This is a genomic window from Nocardia sputi (assembly GCF_023501985.1).
Window position 1 is genome coordinate 401,823 of the sequence record NZ_JAMFLC010000002.1, and the last position, 21,328, is coordinate 423,150.

The 21,328-nt window shown below is 69.1% G+C and carries 24 protein-coding genes and 1 pseudogene; 15 read left to right on the plus strand and 10 right to left on the minus strand.

Annotated features, from left to right (window positions below; all coding sequences use genetic code 11):
* Positions 1-6 precede the first annotated feature (6 nt).
* Entirely contained in the window at positions 7-1,692 is a 1,686-nt protein-coding gene (gene accD, locus M8859_RS04470; RefSeq protein WP_159921311.1) for an acetyl-CoA carboxylase, carboxyltransferase subunit beta, read from the minus strand.
* Between the two features lie 199 nt (positions 1,693-1,891).
* On the opposite strand from accD, the gene M8859_RS04475 reads away from it, so the two are divergent.
* The 7 genes from M8859_RS04475 to M8859_RS04505 are packed head-to-tail and all read left to right on the plus strand — an operon-like array spanning position 1,892 to position 8,546.
* Positions 1,892-3,160: a beta-ketoacyl-[acyl-carrier-protein] synthase family protein gene (locus M8859_RS04475; RefSeq protein ID WP_159920893.1), complete on the plus strand. Its 1,269-nt coding sequence runs from the start codon at positions 1,892-1,894 to the stop codon at positions 3,158-3,160.
* A complete protein-coding gene (locus M8859_RS04480; protein ID WP_159920891.1) occupies positions 3,157-4,371 on the plus strand; it encodes a ketosynthase chain-length factor in 1,215 nt (404 codons plus the stop codon). Before M8859_RS04475 ends, M8859_RS04480 begins: the two co-directional genes overlap by 4 nt.
* 24 nt (positions 4,372-4,395) lie before the next feature.
* Entirely contained in the window at positions 4,396-4,650 is a 255-nt protein-coding gene (locus tag M8859_RS04485; protein ID WP_201295155.1) for an acyl carrier protein, read from the plus strand.
* The gene (locus tag M8859_RS04490; RefSeq protein WP_159920889.1) at positions 4,647-5,579 is read left to right on the plus strand and encodes an aromatase/cyclase; all 933 of its coding nucleotides are present in this window, start codon (positions 4,647-4,649) and stop codon (positions 5,577-5,579) included. The genes M8859_RS04485 and M8859_RS04490 overlap by 4 nt, the downstream gene beginning before the upstream one ends.
* Positions 5,537-6,532, plus strand: a complete 996-nt coding sequence (locus tag M8859_RS04495) for an MBL fold metallo-hydrolase (protein WP_249643888.1) — start codon at positions 5,537-5,539, stop codon at positions 6,530-6,532. Before M8859_RS04490 ends, M8859_RS04495 begins: the two co-directional genes overlap by 43 nt.
* Complete coding sequence (locus M8859_RS04500; RefSeq protein WP_195069434.1) at positions 6,520-7,782, plus strand: FAD-dependent oxidoreductase; 1,263 nt, start codon at positions 6,520-6,522, stop codon at positions 7,780-7,782. Before M8859_RS04495 ends, M8859_RS04500 begins: the two co-directional genes overlap by 13 nt.
* A gap of 2 nt (positions 7,783-7,784) precedes the next feature.
* Positions 7,785-8,546, plus strand: coding sequence for an alpha/beta fold hydrolase (locus M8859_RS04505; protein WP_159920885.1), 762 nt, complete (start codon positions 7,785-7,787; stop codon positions 8,544-8,546).
* Between the two features lie 126 nt (positions 8,547-8,672).
* Here M8859_RS04505 and M8859_RS04510 read toward each other — a convergent pair whose 3' ends face one another.
* Entirely contained in the window at positions 8,673-9,047 is a 375-nt protein-coding gene (locus tag M8859_RS04510) for a winged helix-turn-helix transcriptional regulator (protein WP_159920883.1), read from the minus strand.
* A 102-nt stretch (positions 9,048-9,149) separates the two neighbouring features.
* Here M8859_RS04510 and M8859_RS04515 point away from each other — a divergent pair, with 102 nt between their 5' ends.
* Both M8859_RS04515 and M8859_RS04520 read left to right on the plus strand, forming a co-directional pair.
* On the plus strand, positions 9,150-9,641 hold the full coding sequence (locus M8859_RS04515) for a luciferase domain-containing protein (protein ID WP_159920881.1): 492 nt from the start codon (positions 9,150-9,152) through the stop codon (positions 9,639-9,641).
* A gap of 29 nt (positions 9,642-9,670) precedes the next feature.
* The gene (locus M8859_RS04520; protein WP_159920879.1) at positions 9,671-10,060 is read left to right on the plus strand and encodes a lipocalin-like domain-containing protein; all 390 of its coding nucleotides are present in this window, start codon (positions 9,671-9,673) and stop codon (positions 10,058-10,060) included.
* Positions 10,061-10,068: 8 nt separating this feature from the next.
* Here M8859_RS04520 and M8859_RS04525 read toward each other — a convergent pair whose 3' ends face one another.
* Positions 10,069-10,551: an acetyl-CoA carboxylase biotin carboxyl carrier protein gene (locus M8859_RS04525; protein WP_159920877.1), complete on the minus strand. Its 483-nt coding sequence runs from the start codon at positions 10,549-10,551 to the stop codon at positions 10,069-10,071.
* An 18-nt stretch (positions 10,552-10,569) separates the two neighbouring features.
* The gene (locus tag M8859_RS04530) at positions 10,570-11,352 is read right to left on the minus strand and encodes an SDR family NAD(P)-dependent oxidoreductase (protein ID WP_159920875.1); all 783 of its coding nucleotides are present in this window, start codon (positions 11,350-11,352) and stop codon (positions 10,570-10,572) included.
* Between the two features lie 174 nt (positions 11,353-11,526).
* On the opposite strand from M8859_RS04530, the gene M8859_RS04535 reads away from it, so the two are divergent.
* Together M8859_RS04535 and M8859_RS04540 are read left to right on the plus strand one after the other, a co-directional pair.
* Entirely contained in the window at positions 11,527-11,946 is a 420-nt protein-coding gene (locus M8859_RS04535; RefSeq protein WP_195069435.1) for a nuclear transport factor 2 family protein, read from the plus strand.
* A gap of 11 nt (positions 11,947-11,957) precedes the next feature.
* Positions 11,958-12,230 carry a sensor histidine kinase gene (locus tag M8859_RS04540; protein WP_321212363.1) on the plus strand — a complete coding sequence of 91 codons (273 nt, stop codon included), beginning with the start codon at positions 11,958-11,960 and terminating at the stop codon, positions 12,228-12,230.
* A gap of 18 nt (positions 12,231-12,248) precedes the next feature.
* Here M8859_RS04540 and M8859_RS04545 read toward each other — a convergent pair whose 3' ends face one another.
* Positions 12,249-12,653, minus strand: a complete 405-nt coding sequence (locus tag M8859_RS04545; RefSeq protein WP_159920871.1) for a DUF6463 family protein — start codon at positions 12,651-12,653, stop codon at positions 12,249-12,251.
* A gap of 63 nt (positions 12,654-12,716) precedes the next feature.
* On the opposite strand from M8859_RS04545, the gene M8859_RS04550 reads away from it, so the two are divergent.
* The 3 genes and pseudogenes from M8859_RS04550 (at position 12,717) to M8859_RS04560 (ending at position 15,013) form a co-directional block, all read left to right on the plus strand.
* Complete coding sequence (locus tag M8859_RS04550; protein WP_249643889.1) at positions 12,717-13,316, plus strand: TetR/AcrR family transcriptional regulator; 600 nt, start codon at positions 12,717-12,719, stop codon at positions 13,314-13,316.
* A gap of 171 nt (positions 13,317-13,487) precedes the next feature.
* Positions 13,488-13,933, plus strand: a pseudogene (locus M8859_RS37500) (transposase); the annotation flags it as partial.
* A gap of 45 nt (positions 13,934-13,978) precedes the next feature.
* Positions 13,979-15,013: a hypothetical protein gene (locus M8859_RS04560; protein ID WP_201295169.1), complete on the plus strand. Its 1,035-nt coding sequence runs from the start codon at positions 13,979-13,981 to the stop codon at positions 15,011-15,013.
* Between the two features lie 658 nt (positions 15,014-15,671).
* On the opposite strand, the gene M8859_RS04565 is transcribed toward M8859_RS04560, so the two are convergent.
* The 3 genes from M8859_RS04565 to M8859_RS04575 form a co-directional block, all read right to left on the minus strand.
* Entirely contained in the window at positions 15,672-16,022 is a 351-nt protein-coding gene (locus M8859_RS04565) for a hypothetical protein (RefSeq protein WP_201295168.1), read from the minus strand.
* Positions 16,023-16,789: 767 nt separating this feature from the next.
* Entirely contained in the window at positions 16,790-17,590 is an 801-nt protein-coding gene (locus M8859_RS04570; protein WP_159920867.1) for a PIG-L deacetylase family protein, read from the minus strand.
* A gap of 22 nt (positions 17,591-17,612) precedes the next feature.
* Entirely contained in the window at positions 17,613-18,128 is a 516-nt protein-coding gene (locus M8859_RS04575; RefSeq protein WP_249643890.1) for a hypothetical protein, read from the minus strand.
* Positions 18,129-18,665: 537 nt separating this feature from the next.
* On the opposite strand from M8859_RS04575, the gene M8859_RS04580 reads away from it, so the two are divergent.
* A complete protein-coding gene (locus M8859_RS04580; RefSeq protein WP_195069439.1) occupies positions 18,666-19,265 on the plus strand; it encodes a hypothetical protein in 600 nt (199 codons plus the stop codon).
* Positions 19,266-19,278: 13 nt separating this feature from the next.
* Here the strand turns inward: M8859_RS04580 and M8859_RS04585 are convergent, their stop codons facing one another.
* Positions 19,279-20,601 carry a cryptochrome/photolyase family protein gene (locus M8859_RS04585; RefSeq protein ID WP_159920863.1) on the minus strand — a complete coding sequence of 441 codons (1,323 nt, stop codon included), beginning with the start codon at positions 20,599-20,601 and terminating at the stop codon, positions 19,279-19,281.
* 155 nt (positions 20,602-20,756) lie between these two features.
* A complete protein-coding gene (locus M8859_RS04590; protein WP_159921301.1) occupies positions 20,757-21,302 on the minus strand; it encodes a lipocalin family protein in 546 nt (181 codons plus the stop codon).
* Positions 21,303-21,328: the final 26 nt, after the last annotated feature.

Consider the following 21,328-nt stretch of genomic DNA (forward strand, 5'->3'; position numbering starts at 1 on the left):
ACACCCTCACGCGACCGACCGGACCAGGACCTGCTGCCGCGCGCCGAAGCGCCGGAAGCGGGCACGGCGCTCGTCGGCCAGCTCCGTCCCGCTGCGTCCGGCGAGTTCGCCGAGGGTCGCGGCGAGGGCGCGGCGCAGCTGTTCGGCCGCGGCCACGGGAGCCGACCCCACGTCGTCACCCGGCTCGGGCAGCACCGCGTCGACCACGCCGAGACCCAGCAGGTCCCGCGCGGTGAGCGCCAGCGCGGCCGCGGCCGTGGGCGCGGCCGCCGGATCGTTCCATACGATCGCCGCGCAGCCTTCCGGGCTGATCACCGAATACGTGCCGTTGGCGAACATCAGCACGCGGTTGGCGACGCCGAGCGCCAGAGCTCCGCCGCTGCCGCCCTCACCGATCACCACACTGATCACCGGCACCCGCAGCGCGGACATCAACCGGATGTTCTCCGCGATGACGATCGCCTGCCCCTGCTCTTCGGCGGTCGCGCCCGGGTATGCGCCGGGTGTGTCGATCAAGGTGATGACGGGCAGGCCGAGCTTCTCGGCCAGCCGCATCAACCGCGCCGCCTTGCGATAACCGGCGGGGGTCGGCATGCCGAAGTTGCGCTCCATCAGCTCCTTCGGGTCGTGTCCCTTCTGGTGGCCGATCAGCATCACCGGCCGCCCGGCAAGCCATGCCGTTCCGCCCACCACGGCGGCGCAGTCGCCGGAGATCCGGTCGCCGCGCAACTCGCGGAACTCCTCGAAGGCCAGGGCGAAGTAGTCGAGTGCGGTCGGCCGCTGCGGGGCCCGCGCCCGGCGCACCTGCGTCCAGGGATCGGTCGTGGGAATGCGGGCCGGATCGGTGATCGCTCCGGCGTCGGCGGGGACGAACGTCTCCGCCGGGTCGACCTGGGCCGCGGTTCGCACCAGCGCGCCGAGCGCCTGGCGCAGACCCGCCCGCGGCACGATCATGTCGATGAGCCCGCGTTCCAGCAAGAATTCGGCCGTCTGGAACCTCGGGGGCAATTCCTGCCGGATGGTCTGCTCGATCACCCGGCGCCCGGCGAAGCCCAGGCGCGCGCCCGGCTCGGCGATCAGCACGTCGGAGAGAGTGGCGAAGGAGGCCGCTACACCGCCGTAGGTGGGGTCGGTGATCACGGTGACGGTGAGCACGCCCGCCCGGTCCAGCTGCTCCAGCGCCGCGCTGGTCTTGGCCATCTGCATCAGCGACAGCGGGCCTTCCTGCATCCGGGCGCCACCCGATGCGGTGACGATGATCAACGGAATACGCCGCGCCAGCGCCGTCTCCGCGGCGGCGGTGATCATCTCGCCGACCGCGGTGCCGAGGCTGCCGCCCAGGAAGCGGAAGTCCATGGCGGCGATCACCACCGGCCTGCCCTCGATCGCGGCCTGCGCGCACAGCACCGCGTCGTGCAGGCCCGTGCGGGCGCGGGCGGCGGCCAGCCGGTCCGGGTAGGACTTCGTGTCGGTGAAGGTCAGCGGGTCGTCGTCGGTGACGGCGACCGGCAGCGGCTCGAAACGCCCCTCGTCGGCGAGCTGTCCGATGCGCTGCCGCGCGGTGATCGGAGTGTGCCTGCCGCATTCGCCGCAGACGCCGAGGTCGCGGGCGAACCGCTTGCCGTACAGCGGGATCAGGCATGCAGGGCAGAGCACCCAGTCCGCGACCTCCTGGTCGTGTGCTGACTTCATCACGCGTGTCTCCTGTGCTCGGGAACGGGTGGTCGGTCCGGGCGGCGCCGGCCGGGCGATCACAGCGACAGCCTGCGCCCCGCCGCTCGAGAACAACTCGACTCGTTCGCTCGAGCGATGTTCGAGGGCCGTCCTCGATGCTCGATCGCACCATCGAAGGGAGAATCGCCATGAATCTGAACGCATCCGGTGGTGCGCGATGAGCCGCCGCGTCGTCGTCACCGGGCTCGGGGTCCGCGCGCCCGGCGGGTCGGGCAAGGACGAGTTCTGGAAGCTGCTGTCGGAAGGCCGTACCGCGACGCGCCGTATCTCGTTCTTCGACGCCTCCCCGTACCGGTCCCAGGTGGCCGGCGAGGCCGACTTCGACCCGGCGCGGGAAGGTTTGTCGCCCAGGGAGATTCGGCGAATGGACCGGGCGGTGCAGTTCGCCGTGGTCTGCGCGCGGGAGGCGGTGGCCGACAGCGGGCTCGACCTCGCGGCGGTCGATCCGCACCGGCTCGGCGTGAGCCTCGGTAGCGCGGTCGCCGCGGCCACCAGTCTCGAGCGCGAATACCTGGTGCTGTCGGACTCCGGCAAGAACTGGCTGGTCGACGAGAGCTACCTCTCCCCGCACATGTTCGACTACATGATCCCCAGCGTGATGCCCGCCGAAGTGGCCTGGAGCGTGGGTGCGGAGGGGCCCGTGGCGATGGTCTCCAACGGGTGTACCTCGGGGCTGGACTCGGTCGGGCACGCGGTGCAGCTGATTCGGGAGGGCTCGGCCGACGTCATGGTGTCCGGCGCGTCGGACACACCGATCACACCGATCGTCGTGGCCTGCTTCGACGCGATCAAGGCGACCACACCACGTAACGACGAGGCGGAGGTGGCCTCGCGGCCGTTCGACAACTCCCGCAACGGGTTCGTCCTCGCCGAGGGCGCCGCGATGTTCGTGCTCGAGGAGTACGAGAGCGCACGCAAGCGGGGTGCGCACATCTACGCCGAGATCACCGGGTACGCCACCCGGTGCAACGCCTACCACATGACCGGACTCAAGGCGGACGGCCGCGAGATGGCCGAGGCCATCCGGGTCGCGCTCGACGAATCCAGGATCGACCCGACCGCCGTGGACTACATCAACGCCCACGGCTCCGGCACCAGGCAGAACGACCGGCACGAAACCGCCGCGGTGAAGCGCAGTCTCGGCACGCACGCCTACGCCACGCCGATGAGCTCGATCAAGTCGATGGTCGGGCACTCGCTCGGCGCGATCGGCTCGGTCGAGATCGCCGCCTCGCTGCTGGCGCTGGAGCACCAGGTGGTGCCGCCGACGGCGAACCTGCACGAACCCGACCCCGAATGCGATCTGGACTACGTGCCGCTGGTCGCCCGCGAGCAGCGGATGGACACCGTGCTCACCGTGGGCAGCGGGTTCGGCGGCTTCCAGAGCGCGATGGTGCTGCGCAAGGCGGAGGCGGTGGCGGCATGATCCTGGTGACCGGAATGGGAGTGCTCGCGCCGAACGGTATGGGCGTGGAGCGTTTCTGGGATGCCGTGCTGGCCGGGCGCGGCGGAATCGCGCCGCTCACCCGGTTCGACACCAGTCGCTCGGCGGCGCGTCTGGCCGGCCAGTTGGCCGATTTCGACGCCGGTGAGCACCTGCCGAGCCGGCTGCTGCCGCAGACGGACATCTCGACCCGGATGGCGCTGGTCGCCGCGCAGTGGGCGCTGGACGACGCGAAGGTCGACACCACCACGATGACCGACTACGAGATGGGCGTGGTGACCGGAAACGCCTCCGGTGGTTTCGAATTCACCCACCGGGAGTTCAAGAAGCTGTGGTCGCTGGGCTCCGAGCACGTCAGCGTGTACGAGTCCTTCGCGTGGTTCTACGCGGTCAACACCGGCCAGATCTCCATCCGGCACGGAATGCGCGGGCCGAGCAGCGCTTTGGTCGCCGAGCAGGCCGGCGGGCTGGACGCGGTCGGCCACGCGCGGCGCACCGTGCGGCGCGGAACGCCGCTGGTGGTCACCGGCGGCGTCGACTCGGCGCTGGACCCGTGGGGCTGGGCGGCGCATCTGTCCAGCGGCGCGGTGAGCGCCGCGACCGACCCCGAGCGCGCCTATCTGCCGTTCGACGCCGCCGCGGCCGGATACGTGCCCGGTGAGGGCGGCGCGATGCTGGTCGTCGAGGACGCCGCCGCCGCGCGGGCCCGTGGCGTGCCCAAGGTGCACGGCGAAATCGCCGGGTATGCCTCGACATTCGATCCACCGCCCGATTCGGGTCGCCCGTCGGGCCTGCGCCGCGCCGCCGAACTCGCGCTGGCCGACGCGGGGATGACGCCCGATGACATCGATGTGGTGTTCGCCGACGCCTCCGGCATCCCCGACCGCGACCGCGACGAGGCCGCCGCCATCGAGGCGGTGTTCGGGCCGGGCGGCGTTCCGGTCACCGCGTCGAAACCGCTGACCGGACGCCTGTTCTCCGGCGCGGGTCCGCTCGACATCGTGACCGCGCTGCTGGCGATGCGCGACTCGGTGATCCCGCCGACCGCGGGCACCACCACCCTCGCCGAGGACTACCGGATCGACCTGGTCCTCGGCGCCGCGCGCACCGCCACCGTCGGCGGCGCGCTCGTCCTGGCTCGTGGGCGCTGGGGGTTCAACTCCGCGGTCGTCGTGCGCGCCGTATCCGATTGAGTACCACTTCCCCAGGAGCCGATCATGACCATGACCATCACCGAATTGCGCCGGATTCTCGTGGACTGCGCGGGCGGCGAGGACCTCGCCGAACTCGCCGGCGACATCGCCGCCGTGGAGTTCGAGGAACTGGGCTACGACTCGCTCGCGCTCATCGAGACCGCGGCGCGCATCCAGCGCGACTTCGGCGTGACCATCCCGGAAGAACAGCTCATCGAGGTCAAGACGCCGCAAGAGCTGGTCGACATCGTCAACACCGAATTGCGGGGCGCGGCATGAGCGTGATGAGCCACACCAAGGTGGTGCAAGCCGCGCCCGAGGTCGTCTACGACCTGATCGCCGACGTGACCAGGTGGCCGGTGATCTTCGAGCCGAGCGTGCTGGTGCGCCACCTGCACCGCGGGCCGGACGAGGAGCGCTTCCGCCTGTGGGCGACCGTCGGCGGGGTGGTGAAGAACTGGACGTCGCGGCGGGTACTGGACGCCGGACAGCGCCGCATCGTCTTCGAGCAGGAGCGCAGCCAGGCGCCGATCGCGTCGATGGGCGGCGGCTGGTCGTTCCGCGAGATCGGTCCCGGCACGACGAAAGTGACGCTGGACCACCACTTCACGGTGGTGGAAGGCGCCGATCCGGAGCGGGTCGCCGCGTCGGTGGACCGCAACAGCGAGGTCGAACTGGCGGCGCTGGCCCGCATCGCCGAGCTCGGCCACCCCGTCGAAGAGGTGATCCACACCTTCGCCGACACGGTGACGCTGGACTGCTCGGCCTCCGAGGTCTACGACTTCGTCTACCACAGCGAACGCTGGCCCGAGCATGTGCCGCACGTGGGCCGCGTCGACCTCACCGAGGACTCCGAGGGCGTGCAGCTGATGGCGATGGACACGGTGACCGCGGGCGGGATCGCGCACACCACCGAGTCGATCCGGGTGTGTTTCCCCGGTGAGCGGATCGACTACAAGCAGCTGGTGCCGCCCACGATACTGTTCGGCCACAGCGGCACGTGGGAGTTCGCCGACGGGCCGGACGGCGCGGTGGTGACCGCGCGGCACACAGTCGCGATCGACCCCGTGGCCGCGCGCGAGGTACTCGGCTCGGACACCGATCTGGCCGACGCCCGCGCCTACCTGACCGAGGCGCTGTCGAGCAACAGCCGCAACACGCTGCGGTGCGCACAGCGCTACGCCGCGACGACGAAGTCCCCGACATGACCGCCGCCGACATGACAGCCGCCGACATGACCGCCGCCGAGGCCGCCGTGACACCGCACGTGCACGAGATCGCCGACGGTGTCTACGCCTACACCCACACCCGCGGCGGCTGGTGTGTCAGCAACGCCGGTGTGCTCACCGGGCCGGACGGCGCGGTGGTGATCGACACGCTGGCGACCGAGGGACGCGGCCGCGCCCTCGTCGAGTTCGTCGACGGGCTCGGTACCGGCCCGGCCCGCACCATCGTGAACACCCATCACCACGGCGACCACAACTTCGGCAACCACCTGTTCGGGCCGACGGCCGTCGTCGTCGGCCACGACCGGATCCGGCCCGAGATGATCGAGACCGGGCTGGCGCTGACCGAGCTGTGGCCGCAGGTCGAGTGGGGCGACGTGCGGGTCACTCCGCCGAGCATCACGTTCAGCTACCACCTGACGCTGCACCAGGGCCTGCGCCGTGTGGAGCTCCTCCACTTCGGGACGGCCGCGCACACCACCAACGACGTGGTGGCGTGGCTGCCCGAGGAGCGCGTGCTGTTCGCCGGTGACCTGGTGATGGCGGGCGCGGCGCCGTTCTGCCTGGTGGGATCGATCAGCGGTTCGATCACCACGGTCCGGCGGCTGGCCGCGCTGGGCGCCGAGACGGTCGTCGCCGGGCACGGCCCGGTCACCGGGCCGGAGATCTTCGATCAGACGCTGCGGTATCTGCGCTGGGTGCAGGACCTCGCCGCGGAGGGACGCGCGCTCGGACTGACACCGCTGGCGATCGCGCTGGAGGCCGACCACGGCGAGTTCGCCGACTTGCTGGATCAGGAACGGTTGGTCGGCAACCTCTATCGCGCGGACGCGGAACTCACCGGCGGCCTGCTCGGCGAGGCGCTGGACGTGCCGGCGATCTTCGAGGAGATGGTGGTCTACAACGGCGGGCAGGTGCCGGTATGCCTGGCGTGAGAACCGAATCGGTACAGGTATGCGTGATCGGCGGCGGCCCGGCCGGACTGATGACGGGCCTGCTGCTGGCACGATCCGGCTTGGAAGTGCTCGTGCTGGAGAAGCATCCGGACTTCCTGCGGGATTTCCGGGGCGACACCGTGCACACCTCGACGCTGCTCGCCATGAACGAACTCGGCCTGGCCGAGGAGTTCCTCGCGCTGCCGCACGTGGAATTGCCCCAGCTGCCGATGGCGACCGCGACCGGCCCGGTGGTGTTCGCCGACTTCAGCGCTCTGCCCGGGCCCTTTCCGTTCGTGGCGTTCATGCCGCAGTGGGACGTGCTCAACTTCCTCGCCGAGGCGGGCCGCCGCTACCCCGGCTTCCGGCTGGTGCAGCGAGCGGAGGTCACCGAGCTGGTCCAGCGCGACGGCACGGTGGTCGGCGCACGCGCCGAGACGGCCGATGGCCCGCTGGAGATCAGCGCCGACCTGGTGATCGCCGCCGACGGACGGCATTCGATCGTGCGCCGATCGGGGCTGCTCGAGGTCGCCGCCAGCGCGGCGCCGATGGACGTGCTCTGGTTCCGGGTAGGCAAGCCGGAAGGCGAACGGCTGCCCACCGTGCGCAGCGGGCACGGATTCTTCATCGTCTGTATCGACCGCGGAGACTATCTCCAGGTCGCGTACATGATCCCGAAGGGGGGCTTCGCGACGATCCGGGAGGCGGGGCCGGCCCGCTTCCGCGCGGATCTGGCCGCCATCTATCCCGCGCTCGCACCGCATCTGGAGGCGGAGATCCTGGACTGGGACGACGTGAAGCCGCTCGATGTCCGAGTGGACCGGCTGCGCCGCTGGTACCGGCCGGGGCTGGTGGCGATCGGGGACGCGGCGCACGCGATGTCCCCGGCGGGCGGGGTCGGGATCAATCTGGCGGTGCAGGATGCCATCGCGACCGCCCGGCTCCTGGCGCCGATCCTCACCGCAGGCGCGATCCCGACCACGGCGCAGCTGCGCACCATCCAGCGCCGCCGCGAATTCCCCATGCGCGTGGTGCAATTCGCGCAACTGCACCTGCTGGCCGACCTCTACCCCAGCGCCGGGCGACCCGGGACCGACAGACCGCTGCTGGTCCGGCTGCTCCGCCGTTTCCCGCGCCTGCCCCGGCTGATCGCCCGGGTGATCGGCCTCGGCATCCGTCCCGAGCCGGTGCCGCTGGCGCCCGACTCGACCGAGAACATCACGGCACTGACGAAACTCAGGGAGAACTGATCGTGTCGACCTACCTGCTCATCCACGGCGCCTTCCACGGCGGATGGGTCTGGCAGCGGGTGATCCCGCTGCTGGAAGACGCGGGCCACCGCGTCCTGACCCCCTCGCTGGTCGGTCTCGGCGACCGCGCCCACCTGCTCACCGCGGACGTCGGCCTCGACACCCACGTCCAGGACCTGATCGACCTGATCACCGCCGAGGACCTCACCGACATCGTCCTGGTGGGTCACAGCTACGCGGGCATCGTCGTCACCGCCGTGGCCGACGCCGTGCCCGACCGCATCGCCGAACTGGTCTACCTCGATACCTTCGTGCCCCGCGACGGCGAAGCGGTGGCCGACATCATGCCGGGCATGGTCGACGCCTTCGCCGCCGCGGCGGCCGCCACCGGCGACGGCTGGCGGGTGCCGCCGCAAACCGAACCGAGCGGCGACGGCGGACTGTACGGCGTCACGGAGGAACCCGACCTCAGCTGGCTGGCGTCCATGCAGACACCACAATCGCTGAAGACCTTCCAGCAACCGATGAGGTTGACGAATCCGCGAGCGCTGGCGGCTATTCCGGTAACGCACGTGCACTGCGGCGAAGGCGGCGAGGACTTCAAAGCGATGCGCGCGGCCATGCCGCGGACCCTGCCGCCCGCCGATCTGCCCGCCGAGCGCCTGCACGTGCTCCCCACCGGGCACGACTGCATGATCACGATGCCGCGCGAATTGGCGCAGTGCCTGCTCGCGCTTTCCGCTCGCCCAGCGGCAGCACCGTAGCTCGTCGGTTGCCGCGCGAGGGGCGCGGCTCACGAGGGACGCCGAGCGCACCTGCGCTCGGCGTCCCCTCACGTCCGCGGACGCGGCGCCTGCCTCAGCCTCGTGTTCGCCCGCGCTGGTCCGGGATCAGCCCGCGGTCGCACCCGCGTCATAGGCGGCGCGTGCCGCGAGGACCTCGCCGAGGTGTTCGGAGGACCAGGCCACGATGCTGCCGAACACCGGGGTCAGCGTCTTCGCCAGCGGGGTCGCCTCGTACTCGACGCGCGGTGGGACCTCGGGATGGTAGGTGCGCGCGACCAGGCCGTCGCGTTCGAGCTGCCGCAGGCGCTGGGTGAGGACCTTGGGGGTCAGGCCGGGGATCCGGTGTTGCAGTTCGGTGAAGCGCAGCCTGCCGTCGTGGGTGAGGACCCACAGCACCTGGGTGGACCAGCGGCCGAACACCAGGTCGATGACCGGCGTGATCGGACAGGGGTCGACGGGCGTTTCCGACGCGGTTGTCATACGTCCCTCCGGTAAGTCACTTTCCCCTTGGTTACTACTATACTTTGGAAAGTACTGTGTATCCAGGTGTCGCGAGCACGCGAAATCCGAAGGGACACAGCCATGACGACAACAGTGGACGAGCGCCTGGATCTGCCGCGCCGCTCCGGCGAGCGGCCGCGCACCCGGGCGCACAATCCGCACCAGCAACTCGACCAGATCGCCCCACCGGAACTGCAAGAGCGACTCTGGTCGCGGATGACCACGCTCGACGGCGTCCTGCTCGGCCGCAGCGGAGTGTCCCTGCCCGATACCCGCGCGGTGCACCTGCGGCCGACGATCGCCCAGGGCCCCGACGAGGCCTACCTCGCGGGCACCGAATTCGCCCATCTGCACGGGCACGGCGACGGCAGCCTGCACATGTCGCTGCCGAAAGATGTAGTGGCGCAGGCGGTCCGGCAGGGTTGGGCGGAGCCGCATCCGATGGCTCGGCAGGGGTACCTGCCCGAGACGCTGGTGATGGTCTACGGGCCGCGCGATCAGGAGGAGCTGGAGATCGTCTGGCAGCTGGTGCGGATCAGTCACCGCTTCGCCGGCCGACCGGCTACAGCGTGATTAGAGCGGCAGCCGTCATCGTCGGTGCCATGAACGCGACCGATCTTGTGGGCACCTGGGAACTGCTGTCCTACTACGACATCGACGATCACGGCGTCACCAGCGAGGGGCCGCTCGGCGCCGCGCCGCGCGGCCTGCTGATCTACGGCGCGCACGGTTACATGTCGGTGAGCATGATGCGCACGGACGCAGCCGCGGGAGCCACGCCGTTCATGGGCTACGCGGGCACCTGGCGGCGATCCGGCACAGAGGTGGTGCACGCGATCAGCGTGTGCTCCAACCCGGCGTGGGCGCAGACCGAGCAGGTGCGGCAGATGTCGCTGAACGCGGACGTGCTGACGCTGATCGGTGCCGCACAGGTCGGCGGGCGGGAACAACGCCGGATACTCACCTGGCGTCGCAGCCACCCGCCCGCCTGAACACCCTGTCACTCCGGCGAATAGGAGAACAACGGCTCGTCGAATTGGACCGGCTCGTTGTCTTCCTTGAGTATCCCGGTGATCACGCCGCCGGCCTGGGCCGTCACCGGGATCATCAACTTCATCGCCTCCACGATGGCGATCTGCTGCCCGGCGCTCACCCGGTCGCCGACTTCCACGAACGGGTCGGCGCCAGGTTCGGGGCACCGGTAGAACACGCCGACGCTCGGTGCGCGCACGACCGCACCCAGCGCCGGAGTCTCCGAGGCGGCGACGGCTTGCACCGCCGCCGCCGCGATCGGGGCGGCCGCCGGGGCAGCGGACGCCTGCCACTCGGCCTCGACGGTCACCTCCCCCACCTGGAAGCGCAGTGCGCTCGGCTGCTGCGGGAAACCCGCCAGCAGCTGCAACGCGCCGGTCTGGATCGCCTCCAGCACCCGGAGGTAGTCCTCATGCCCGGCGGCGGCGGCGTTTTCTTCTACTGCGGTCATTGCCGTCACTCCTCGCGCTCAGTAGTTGCCCAGGCCGCCACAGACGTTCAACGCCTGCGCGGTGACGGCGCCCGCGCCGGGACCGATCAGGTAGTCGACCATCGCCGCCACCTCGAACGGTTGCACATAGCGGCCGATCGGCACCCGCGCGCTGACCCTGGCGTGCACCTCGTCGGTGTCCACACCCCACAGCCCGGAATACACCTCCCGTACTCGCTCGGCCATCGGCGTCTCCACGAATCCGGGACACACCGCGTTCACGGTGATCCCCGTCTTGGCCAGCTCGAGGCCGAGCGCCTTGGTGAAACCGACCACTCCGTGCTTGGACGCGGAGTACGGAGCGCCGTGCACCACGCCCTGCTTGCCGCCGGTGGAGGCGATGTTGACGATCCGGCCGCTGCCGCGCTCGAGCATGCCGCCCGCGTTGAGCACCGCCTTCGTCATCAGGAACACGCTGTTGAGGTTGGTGTTGATCACGTCGAACCACAGTTCGTCGGGCACCTGCGCGGTGACGCCGCCGCCGCTGCGGCCGGCGTTGTTGACCAGGATGTCGATCGGCCCGTAGCGCCGCACACCCGCATCGACGTACTCGCGGACCTGCGCGGCGTCGGCGACGTCGCAGACGGTGCCGTCCACCTCGTGCCCCTCGTCTTGCAGGCTCTTCACCGTGTCCGTCACCCGCTGCTGGTCGCGAGCGCAGAGGAACACCGCGATGCCCTGGGCCGCCAGGTTTTTGGTGATCTCCAGGCCCATGCCGCTGGTCGCTCCGGTGACCAGCGCGACGCGCCGATTTTCCGCCATGACTCCTCCATCGGTCGACTTTTCCGAACTCTCCGGGCTGTTCGACCACCAGGGTCGACCCGCGTCCTATAGATCCGGTCAACCGCAGGACGCCGACCGCGACTCGACCGAGGCTCTAGCGGCGTGGACCACCCTGGCGTGCGGCCCAGGCCCGCCGCAACGACAGGAGCAACCATGACCACCGTCGCAAGCCGCACCGAGTTGTACGCCGAGGTCCAGCAGTTCTACGCCGAGCAGATGCAGCGGCTGGACAACCGCGACATCCCCGGCTACGCCGCGACCTTCACCGAAGACGCGGAATTCGAGCACACGCCGGGCATCCCTCCCGCCCGCACCAGGGCGGGCATCATCACCGACCTGGTCGAGTTCCACAAGCGCTTCGAATCCGACCCGATGCAGCGCAGGCATTGGTTCAACATGATCAACCTGCAACCACGCCAGGACGGGGCCATCGTGTCCACCGCCTACTGCCTGGTGGTCAAGATCCGCCCGAACAGCAAGCCGGAGATCGCGCCGAGCTGCGTCGTGCACGACGTGCTCGTCCGCGTCGACGGCGCATTGCTCACCAGGTCACGGCGCGTCGTCCACGACTGATCCGAACACCGATCTCAGTCGAGGTGATCGACGCCGGTCCCGGCCTGTCACCCTCGGACACCGCCCGCGTGTTCGAACGCTTCTACCGCGCCGACGCCTCGCGCACCCGCGCCAGCGGCGGGGCCGGACTCGGCCTGTCCATCGTCCAGACCCTGGTCACCGCCCACGACGGCCGGGCATCGGTGGACAGCGAACCGGGACGCGGGTCGATCTTCACAGTGGTGCTGCCCCGCGAGCCCGCGGATACGCCGACCACAGGTGAGCCAGTCCCGTCTCAACGATGACGAGCGACCCCGGTGCCGTCACCGTGCACCCGTACCGCTGAACTCCGGCGCAGGCGCACGCCGAGCGCCCAACGCCAGCAGCCCCACCGCGATCCAGGCGAGCACCCAGGGAGCCGGTTCCAGGATGACGGCGGCGACCACGGCCCAGATGCCGAGCGTCCACGCGACGAAGGGCGGCGGCACCATGCCCCGCCGATCCAGCCACAGCACGATCAGCCCGACCACGATCAACGGCACGCCGAAGCTGCCGGTGGTCAGCCAGAACGACGCCATCACGGGGCTCATCTCGCTGATTCCTTCCTCGGGCCGCCACAGCTTCGCGCTGAACCATGAGTCCGCGTGATCGGGAGCCACCAGCAGCAAGCTGCCGAGCGTGTGCCCGACTCCGAGGAACACGAGGAGGCGACCGGCCCACTTGATCATGAAATCCACCCTTCGATTACGGAACCAACAGTTCCGATACTGACAGTTCCGTATAGTAGGCGCGTGCCGAAACCGAAACAAGGCGTCGGGCGTCCGCGCGACAGTGACGTCGATCTCGCCATCGTGCGCGCCACACGCGACCTACTGGCCGAGCGCGGCTACGCCGGACTCACCGTCGACGCCGTGGCGATGAAAGCGGGGATCGGCAAGGCCGCGATCTACCGCCGCTACGCCACGAAGCAAGAGATGATCTTCGCCGCCACGGTGCACGACATGCGGGAACAGGCACCTCCTGATACCGGAACCCTCCGCTCGGACCTGGCCGCGCTGACCGAGACCATCGCCGCACACCTCGGCCGGGCGCCGAACGACGTGCTCGCGGGCCTGCTCGCCGACATCTACGCCGACCCCGCACTCAGCGCCCGCTTCGCCGAGACCTTTCTCGAACGCGAACGCCAGGCGGTGACCGAGGTGCTCGGCCGCGCGGTCGCCCGCGGCGAATTGGCGGCACAGCCCGATCTCACGACCGTGCACGCACTTCTGCTCGGCCCTGTCTTCGCCTGGCTGCTGATCCTGGACGGCGACCGCGCCGGGTTGCCGGATCTCACTCGCACGGTCGCCGAAGCGACGGCGACCGTACTGCTGTCCGAGCCCTCGAGCTGAGCCACCCACTTGTGCGAGTGGGTGTCCGTTCTGTGCAATCCACCCACCAGCTCCAGCAGTTCGTGACCACCTCGACCTGGGACCACACCGAGGTGAGGGCCCGGTTGGCCGGGTAGGCGGCGCGGTTGATCGATCCGGACGCCCTCGTGGTCGATGACACCGGTTTCCCGAAGGAACCCCGACAAACCCGTCACCGCCAAGACAAAGATCACCACCACCGGCCGCTCGGGCGGACGGTTCGTGACCTAGCGCCGCGGCAGCCGCAAGACCGCATCCAATCCCGGGGCGGTGATGCGATCCCGGTTCCTCGCGCTGCGAGTGCGTCCGGCCAACCGCAACATCACCCGAGCACCCGACGGCAGCCTGCCCGAATGCTGGCTGCCGGCCGAATGGCCGACCGGTGCGCCCGAACCCACCGACTACCGGCTGGCCACCCTCCCACCCACGATTCCGCTACGGGACCTGGTGCGGCTGGCCAAGATCGCTGGCGCATCGAACACGACTACCGCGAACTCAAAGACGGACTCGGCCTGGACCACTTCGAAGGCCGATCCTGGACCGGCCACTGCCACACCCGCCACCAACCCATCCCCACCCCAACACGATTACACACCTAACAAAGTCCTACTAGGCGCTTTCGTGGTCGTCGAATCGCATTGACGGTGTCGGTAATCTATCCGGCAACCTGCCCGCACGCGCTGGATCACGGATTTTTCACACCTGGGAATTATGTAGTTGACACATCATGGGAACCTGGCGATCGTGAGGGCGATCACAAGCCGTCTCAAGGCGCAGGGCGGCTGAGTGCGGTGGAGCCGTGCGGGCCAGGCGTGCCGAAAAAGACTGGTCGGGGCGATCGGTTTTCGCCGCGTCGACTCCGATCGAACGAGAGCAATAGCAGTATGGAATATAGAGAACAGGTGGCGAAGTTGATCGATTCGCTGCTCGCGGTACCGGCCTGTCGTGCCGAGCTGGAGTATCTGCAGCGCAGACTATCCATCCCACCGCAGGAGATCATCGATGCATGGATGTTCTACGACCTCTCCATCATGAACTACTCGAACGAGTCGTACTCTTCCACTTCGTTGCGTATGGCGATGCATCTCCACAATCAGCTCGCCGGCAATTGGCATGATCGACGGCAGGAGATCGTGCTCGGATATCTGGAGACCATCGCGCCGGAGGCGGTGTGCGACATCGGTTTCGGCACGCCACAGCGCTACGTCCGGCACTATCTGTCCACCCGGCGGGTCGAGATGGCGCTGTGCGAATTCGAGTCGACAAGTTTGGAGTTCGCGGAGTTGGTGCTTGAGCACTGGCGCCCGGACTGGAGTAGTACGATCAAGCTGATCGAGCACGACATGAACCGCGATGAACTGCCCGCCGGTTACCCGGCGTACCTGTTCCAGGATTCGATCGAACACGCTCTGCAGCCGACCGAGACACTGCACCGATATGTCGACAGCGCTTGGTCGGGCACCTATTTCCTCTTCTCGCTGCCCATTGAGGTGGCCGACCCCATACCGGGCCACCACATCTCGTGGACCGAGGAGGCCGCAGCGCTCGATTGGCTCGGTGCGGCCGGTCTGACCGTGCTCGACAAGGAAGTAATCCATTTCCACGCTGATCTCGATCTGCATTCGCACCGGCTGCATCCGGACACTCGGCAATTGGCGGTGCTGTCCGTCAAGAAATAACACCCACTGAGTCGAAATGTCGCCGACTTCGACATTGGGTTCGGGCGAAGCCGACGACCAGCAACCCTGCCTTGCGCGTCGACCACGCGGATGAGGGCGTCGGCAGCAGGGCGACTGGACACAGCCCCGTAGCTACAACTGCCCCTTGGCCCGCTGATCCCGACGCGCGAAACCAGCGAACATCTCCGCCGCGAACTCCTCGATCACCGGACGCACCACGTCCATCTCCACACCCGACACCGGTCAACCACAACACATCCCAACCCACCTAACAAAGTCCTACCAGGCGCCGAGTCCAAACCGCCGGGGATATCGAGACTGGTCGCAGGGGGTCGGGCCGGTCGGTCTCTCTGTCGGCCAACCGACCTCTGTGCTCGAGAAGCGGCGTGCGCGCGTTGGTGAGGGTTGGTTACTGCCGGCCGCGTGGATCCGCAGCCCGCAATCGATTCGGCCGTGCGCCTGACGCGGCGCGGTGCGTGGCTCCCTAACTGGCTTTGTCAATTCTCCGACTCGAGCGCCACTTTCATGCACCGGGACACCATGAACGACGTCGCCGACCCCGCCCTGTGCACCGGTGTCCGGCCACGCACATCGACCCGCGGCGCGGTTTGCGCGCTACGAGTCGATGTGGGAGGTGTTCAGCAGGAGTGTCCGGGGTTCAGTGGCCCGCGCTGCCGGTGGACGGTCGAGCCCTGCGCAGTTCGCAGGCCAGCCGGTCGGCGTCGGGTCGGTCCTCGCCGGAGCGGGCGCAGCCCTGCGAGGTGTAGCCCTGTGCGTCGTAGCCCCACCGGTCATAACCCCACCGGTCATAACCCCACCGGTCGTAGCCCCAGAAGTCGAAGCCGTCGGGGCCGTAAGGGTCTTCCGGCTCAGCAGGTTTCGGAAATGAGGGGGTCGTTACGGGCGGTTCGGTCGTTACCGGCGGAACAGTGGTGACCGGCGGCGTGGTCGTCACCGGCGGAGCGGTGGTCACCGGGGGCGCGGTAGTGACCGGTGGCGCGGTCGTCACCGGCGGCAGCGTCGTCACGGGCGCGGTGGTGACGGGTGCGGTAGTAACCGGGGTTCGATCAGGGGTTGCGAATGCCGGTATGACAAGCGCGGCCGGAGCAAGCGCCACGGTCCCGGCGACTGCGGCCAGCAGGACCGACTGCCGAACGGTGCGCGGACTTCTCCTCCACTGCGACATAGCTGACCTCCAACTCGAGATGAGCGCGCTCACCGCACCCGAGTCGGCTATCGGTCGGATGTCCAAAATTCGTTACACAGTAGTGACTTCGCGCCCGTGGTTTGCGGCAGGGTCATCGAGTACCGACCCGACCTGGCGGATCTTCTCGCAGCGCCTCGAGCGGCAGAGTCACACGTTCGCGCACCATGTCGACGTCGAGTATCTGTGCGGTGATCTCCTGGCGGAGGGTGAGGATCTCGGAGGGGTGGTCGTGTACCCACTCCCCACCTTCCGGTCGGCGTCGGTGTAGATACCTTCCTCGTCGGCGGCGATCTCGATCGGTTCGGCGATCAATCGCAGAGCCCCCACAGACCGTGACCTCAGCGTCCGATAGCCGAAAACTACACTCCAGAATGTAGACATCCTGTGAAGGCCGGTATACAGTCGCTGTCGTTGGAGATGAAGAGTCTGGTTGGCCGGGTAGGTGACCTGCCCGGAAAGCAAGAACTACCGTCCCCTCCGGCGGAGAAGAGAATCCGGTGCAGTCGGCCGGCCCGCCGGAGGGGATGAAGAACTCCGGTAGCCGACTCCCGTGCGATAGCCCCTGCCGATCAGCGAGGCGCGGGCCGGAATATGTCGTCGAGAGGCGTGGCGGAGGTGGAGGCAGCTCCCTCTTCGGCGAACCATTCCCAGCGCAGCACTCGGGCGAGGACCGGTGTGGGTAGGCCCGAGAGCGCCTTCGCGATGGTGGCGAAGCGGCTGGAGCCCTCGATGATCGAGCGGTGGGCGGCCAGAGCGGTCTTGCGCTGGGCCGCATGGGCGGCGACGTCGATGCGGTGGGTGATCGCCGAGCGCGGACTGTACCGCGAAACGAGGGCGGACGGGTCGTCGGGCAGGGGAATTCGCGACAACCGCAGCACATGGATCAGGCGCGCGTAACTTTCGCGCGGCAGGGTGGCGTCGAGGACACGCGAAACACCGGCGAGTTCGGCCGCGCGCTTGCCGACCTCGTGCACGCGAACATGGTCGCGGTGGCCGTACCCGCCGTTGCTGTCGTAGCTGAGCAGGATTTCGGCGTTCTCCTCGCGGAGGATGGCCGCCAACCGTTGCGCCGCCTCCTCGGGATCGGCGCGGACGAATCGCCTCCGGTCCGGCGGGTCCGCGTAGAGCACAGCGCCGTGCCCGCTGTCGGCGTAGCCCAGGTGCACCACCCGGTGCACGCCGAGAGCGGCGGCGCTGGACTCCAACTCGCTGAGCCGCAACGGTTTCCGGCCGTCCAGATCGGCCATGTGACCGTCGGTGGCCACGACGATCACGGTCCGGTGCCCGGCGGCCGACAGTTTGGCCAGCGTGCCTCCGGTCAGCAGCGTCTCGTCGTCCGGGTGCGCGTGGAATGCCACAACGGTCGCCATCGCCCCAGTCTGCCAAATGCGCTCACAGCAGGTCCTCGGCCAGCCGGGTAGCGCCGACGAGCAGGTAGCCGCCGGTCAACGCGACCAGGGCGGCCGCGGTCGGACGCGGGACGTCACTGCGCAGCAGGCGAATCCCGCCATGCGCGGTGTCGAGGAAGTCCACCATCAGCGCGAGACGCTGCCAGCGCGGCAGCTCTTCGGGCGGCGCGGTCAGGTATCCGAGCCCCAGCGCGATCGCCCGCGCGCCGAATATCCGGCTCATGTAATCGAGTTCGGGTGTGGGGCGCACGCCCAGCGCCTCCGCCAGCCTCGCCGGGCCCACGAGGGCGGCCGCCCCCAGCACGACTCGGCCGAGCGCCAGTCCGCGCAACGCACCGGCCAGTGGAGATCGGGTTTGCCGCATGCTGTCGGTCACCATGTGTCGAGCCTGACCGATGACACCCGCCGGGTCGATTACCTGCGAGGTAATCGACCACTGGTTGAAGAACCAGAATCCATGCGGGCTGGGCTGCGGATCGTTGTGGCGCTGCTCGGGCACAGGGTTGCGCCCCGGTCGTCATGGCCCGGCGCCGCGCTCGCGACACCCGCGCCGTTGCCGACCGCCGCCAGGGCGATGCTTCCGGCGACCTCGTCACCGATGCATGGGACTTCCACCGGTCGGTGTACGGCGACTGATCGACCAGCAGAACGATGCGCTTGTCCCGGTTGCCGAGCGACCTCGGCCGCTCGCCCGGCAGCGGTGTGATCAGAGAATGAGCAGAATCAGCGCCTTCTGCAAGGTGTCCATGATGCGGCCGATGGTGATCGCGATTTCGACGGTGCCCATGACAGGCCCCTTTCCTGGGACATGGCAAATCCTCGACACCTCAATTCAAGCGCGTGCGAGAGGGATTCGGAAGCGAACGCCGGAGCTCGAATGGTTCATGCGCTCGAGGCGCAGCGGTAGGACGGAACTCGGGAAGGGTTGATCCACGACACCTGTCTCTTCGAATCATTCGTGTCGCGACGCCGGTCGGGGCCGCGGGAGTGGATCATCGCATCACGCCCACGTTTCGAGCAGCTGTCAGGAGCACATGTGTCGTCGTCGCAACCGTTGGCCTGGAGTGAATCGCACGACCGTTTCCAGTATTCGGCGGGCGCGGTGGGGCTGGCCGCGGCGATGCTGGGCAGGCTCGGTCGAGTCCCCGCCGATCACGCGGCGGTGCACGCGCGGCTCGCGATACTGGCAGACAGCACCGTGTGCGCACCGCTGGACAGCCCTGCGGCGACCGACCGGTGTCGCCTCGGCAGTGCCCTGCACAGCGTCGTCGTCCACCTCCGGACGGTGGCCGAGCGTGCGCACCGGCACGGCGTGACGACGCTCGCGGACGAAATCGTCGAAGTCATCGGCATCGTCGAGGAGTGCGGGCGGGGCACGGCTCGATCGTTCGCGACAACGACCGATGCCACCTGGCCCGCGCGCTATCGCGCCGAGATCTCGCGACTGGCCGACGACGCCGACGACGCTTTCCGCCGCCTGTTCGCACGGTGGTACTTCGACACCGACGACCTCGCGACGGTGGCCGGGATGCGGGAGGTGGGCGACGAATTGGAGAACGTGGTGCGAGCATTCGAGTCGGTCGCCGACGCCGTGACGGCGATGGCCGCGCAGCCGCGCGGCGAGCTACCCCGGTGACGGTCGGTGGACGCTACATTCCCACCACATCGATGATCGGCGCCGGATAGTCCGCCGGGTCGACCTGCGCGCGCCACGGTCGGTGGATGCGCGCACCGGGCAGGTGCGCCAGCTCGGGCACCCAGCGCCGCACGTACGCGCCGTCGGGGTCGTAGCGCTCGGCTTGACGTAACGGATTGAGCACCCGGTTCGGCCTGGTGTCGGTCCCCGTGCCCGCGACCCACTGCCAGTTGAGCTGGTTGTTCGCCAAGTCGCCGTCCACCAGCCAGCGCAGGAAGTGCTCCGCACCCACCCGCCAGTCCACGCGCAGCGACTTGGTCAGGAAGCTGGCCGTGATCAGTCGCGCCCGGTTGTGCATCCAACCCTCCGCGCGCAGCTGCCGCATCCCGGCGTCCACGATCGGGTGGCCCGTGCGTCCCTCCCGCCACGCCTCGACCGCCTGGTGGTCCTCCCGCCAGCGGATCGAGCGGTCGCGGTAGTCCCTCCAGGCCGCGGACGGGCGGGCGGCCAGCAGCTGGTGGTGGAAGTCGCGCCAGGCCAGCTGCCGGGCGAAGGCGTGCCCGCCCGCGGTGGCCGTGTCCACCCGCTGCACCAGCTCCACCGGGGACACGCAGCCGAAATGCAGATACGGCGACAGCCGGGAGGTGGCGTCGGCGGCGAGGTCGTCGTTGTCGCGGTCGTAGTGCTCGATCGGTCCGGCAAGCCAGTCGCGCATGATCCGGCGGCCCGTGGTCTCCCCGCCGACGGCCAGCCGCGGCGAGGTCGGGCCCGCGCACAGTTCGCCCGGGTCCGGCAGCGGCAGGCTCGACACCTGCGGCACCGTGAGGTCGCGCGGCTTGCCGAGCGGACGGCGCTGCGATGCGTCGGACCAGCGCCGGAAATACGGGCTGAATATCGCGAAGTGGTCGCGGCCGGTGGCGGGCCGTAGTGTCTCCGGATCGGCGGCGGTGATGGTGGCGGCATGCAAATGCAGCAGACAGCCTCGGCGCGACAGACGTTCGCGCAGCGCGCGCGCCCGATGACTGCTGTAGCCGCTGACGTCGGCGGCTACGTGCACGCTTTCGGCGTGCACCTGGGCGACGACGCGGTCCACCTCCGCGGCCACCTCACCCCGGCGCAGGATCAAACCGCCGCCGACGGCGCGCAATTCGTCGTCCAACTCGGCGAGGGCCGCGCACAGGAACCGGGCACGGTTGGGCGCGGCGAATCCGCCGGAGAGGATGGCGTCGTCGAGCACGAACAGCGGCACCACCGCGCCTTCTCGGTGGGCCGCGGTCAGCACCGGATTGTCCCGCACCCGGAGGTCACGAGTGAACAGAGCGATCGTGACGGTCATCGGACACGCTCCCGCCGGGCGGCATGGATGTTCATCGTCGAGCCTCCCGGTACGGCGGTCGTGCTCGGCGGTCGTGAGGGCCGCGCCGGAGCGGCATCGGGCGGCTCAGCCATACCGCCGACGACGCGACCCTCGCGAGCGCCGAGCAACCTTGCTCACCCCGTGCAGAGCGGCACGATGCGCGAGTCACCGCCGGTGGTCGGCGAGGTCAGGTACAGGCACGGGTTCTGGCCCGCCGCCGTGATCGCCGCGCGCACCTGCTGCCAGGTACCCGCGTCCAGGGAGGCGGCGCGCGCCAGGACGAATCCCGAGACCCGGCTCGGGTCGGTGACCACCGCCCACGAGTAGTCCGGACCGAGCGCGGTGACGATGTAGTTGGTCGGGCCCTCCAAGCCCTCCTGGGTCGGCACGCTGGGGAAGCTGACGTGCAACTGTGCCCCGGTCTCCCGATCGTTGACCACCGCGGTGCCGTTGATCTCGTTGCGGGTGTTCGCCCACGTCGTGCAGGTGTTGCGTACCGCGATGTTGCCTTGCGGATCGAGGGAGTAGTTCGCCTGGGTGTCGCGCGCGCAGGCCAGGTTGAAGTACTGCGGGACGGCGGCGAGCTGACGCCACGTGCCCAGATACCGGTCCAGCTCGAGGCGCGGTACCGGCGCGGGTCCGGCGGCCGGACCTGGCGCCGCGGTGGCGCCTCCGGCCATCAGAGCCGTCGCCGACAGCGCCGACA

Bases quoted from the DNA above. Each gene is read 5' to 3' on its own strand.
- M8859_RS04480 (WP_159920891.1), top strand. From the start codon at position 3,157: ATGATCCTGGTGACCGGAATGGGAGTGCTCGCGCCGAACGGTATGGGC.
- M8859_RS04525 (WP_159920877.1), bottom strand. From the start codon at position 10,551: ATGACCGCAGTAGAAGAAAACGCCGCCGCCGCCGGGCATGAGGACTAC.
- accD (WP_159921311.1), bottom strand. From the start codon at position 1,692: ATGAAGTCAGCACACGACCAGGAGGTCGCGGACTGGGTGCTCTGCCCT.
- M8859_RS04475 (WP_159920893.1), top strand. From the start codon at position 1,892: ATGAGCCGCCGCGTCGTCGTCACCGGGCTCGGGGTCCGCGCGCCCGGC.
- M8859_RS04585 (WP_159920863.1), bottom strand. From the start codon at position 20,601: ATGACCGTCACGATCGCTCTGTTCACTCGTGACCTCCGGGTGCGGGAC.
- M8859_RS04530 (WP_159920875.1), bottom strand. From the start codon at position 11,352: ATGGCGGAAAATCGGCGCGTCGCGCTGGTCACCGGAGCGACCAGCGGC.
- M8859_RS04510 (WP_159920883.1), bottom strand. From the start codon at position 9,047: ATGACAACCGCGTCGGAAACGCCCGTCGACCCCTGTCCGATCACGCCG.
- M8859_RS04545 (WP_159920871.1), bottom strand. From the start codon at position 12,653: ATGATCAAGTGGGCCGGTCGCCTCCTCGTGTTCCTCGGAGTCGGGCAC.
- M8859_RS04535 (WP_195069435.1), top strand. From the start codon at position 11,527: ATGACCACCGTCGCAAGCCGCACCGAGTTGTACGCCGAGGTCCAGCAG.
- M8859_RS04570 (WP_159920867.1), bottom strand. From the start codon at position 17,590: ATGGCGACCGTTGTGGCATTCCACGCGCACCCGGACGACGAGACGCTG.
- M8859_RS04515 (WP_159920881.1), top strand. From the start codon at position 9,150: ATGACGACAACAGTGGACGAGCGCCTGGATCTGCCGCGCCGCTCCGGC.
- M8859_RS04485 (WP_201295155.1), top strand. From the start codon at position 4,396: ATGACCATGACCATCACCGAATTGCGCCGGATTCTCGTGGACTGCGCG.
- M8859_RS04490 (WP_159920889.1), top strand. From the start codon at position 4,647: ATGAGCGTGATGAGCCACACCAAGGTGGTGCAAGCCGCGCCCGAGGTC.
- M8859_RS04590 (WP_159921301.1), bottom strand. From the start codon at position 21,302: ATGGCCGGAGGCGCCACCGCGGCGCCAGGTCCGGCCGCCGGACCCGCG.
- M8859_RS04500 (WP_195069434.1), top strand. From the start codon at position 6,520: ATGCCTGGCGTGAGAACCGAATCGGTACAGGTATGCGTGATCGGCGGC.
- M8859_RS04520 (WP_159920879.1), top strand. From the start codon at position 9,671: ATGAACGCGACCGATCTTGTGGGCACCTGGGAACTGCTGTCCTACTAC.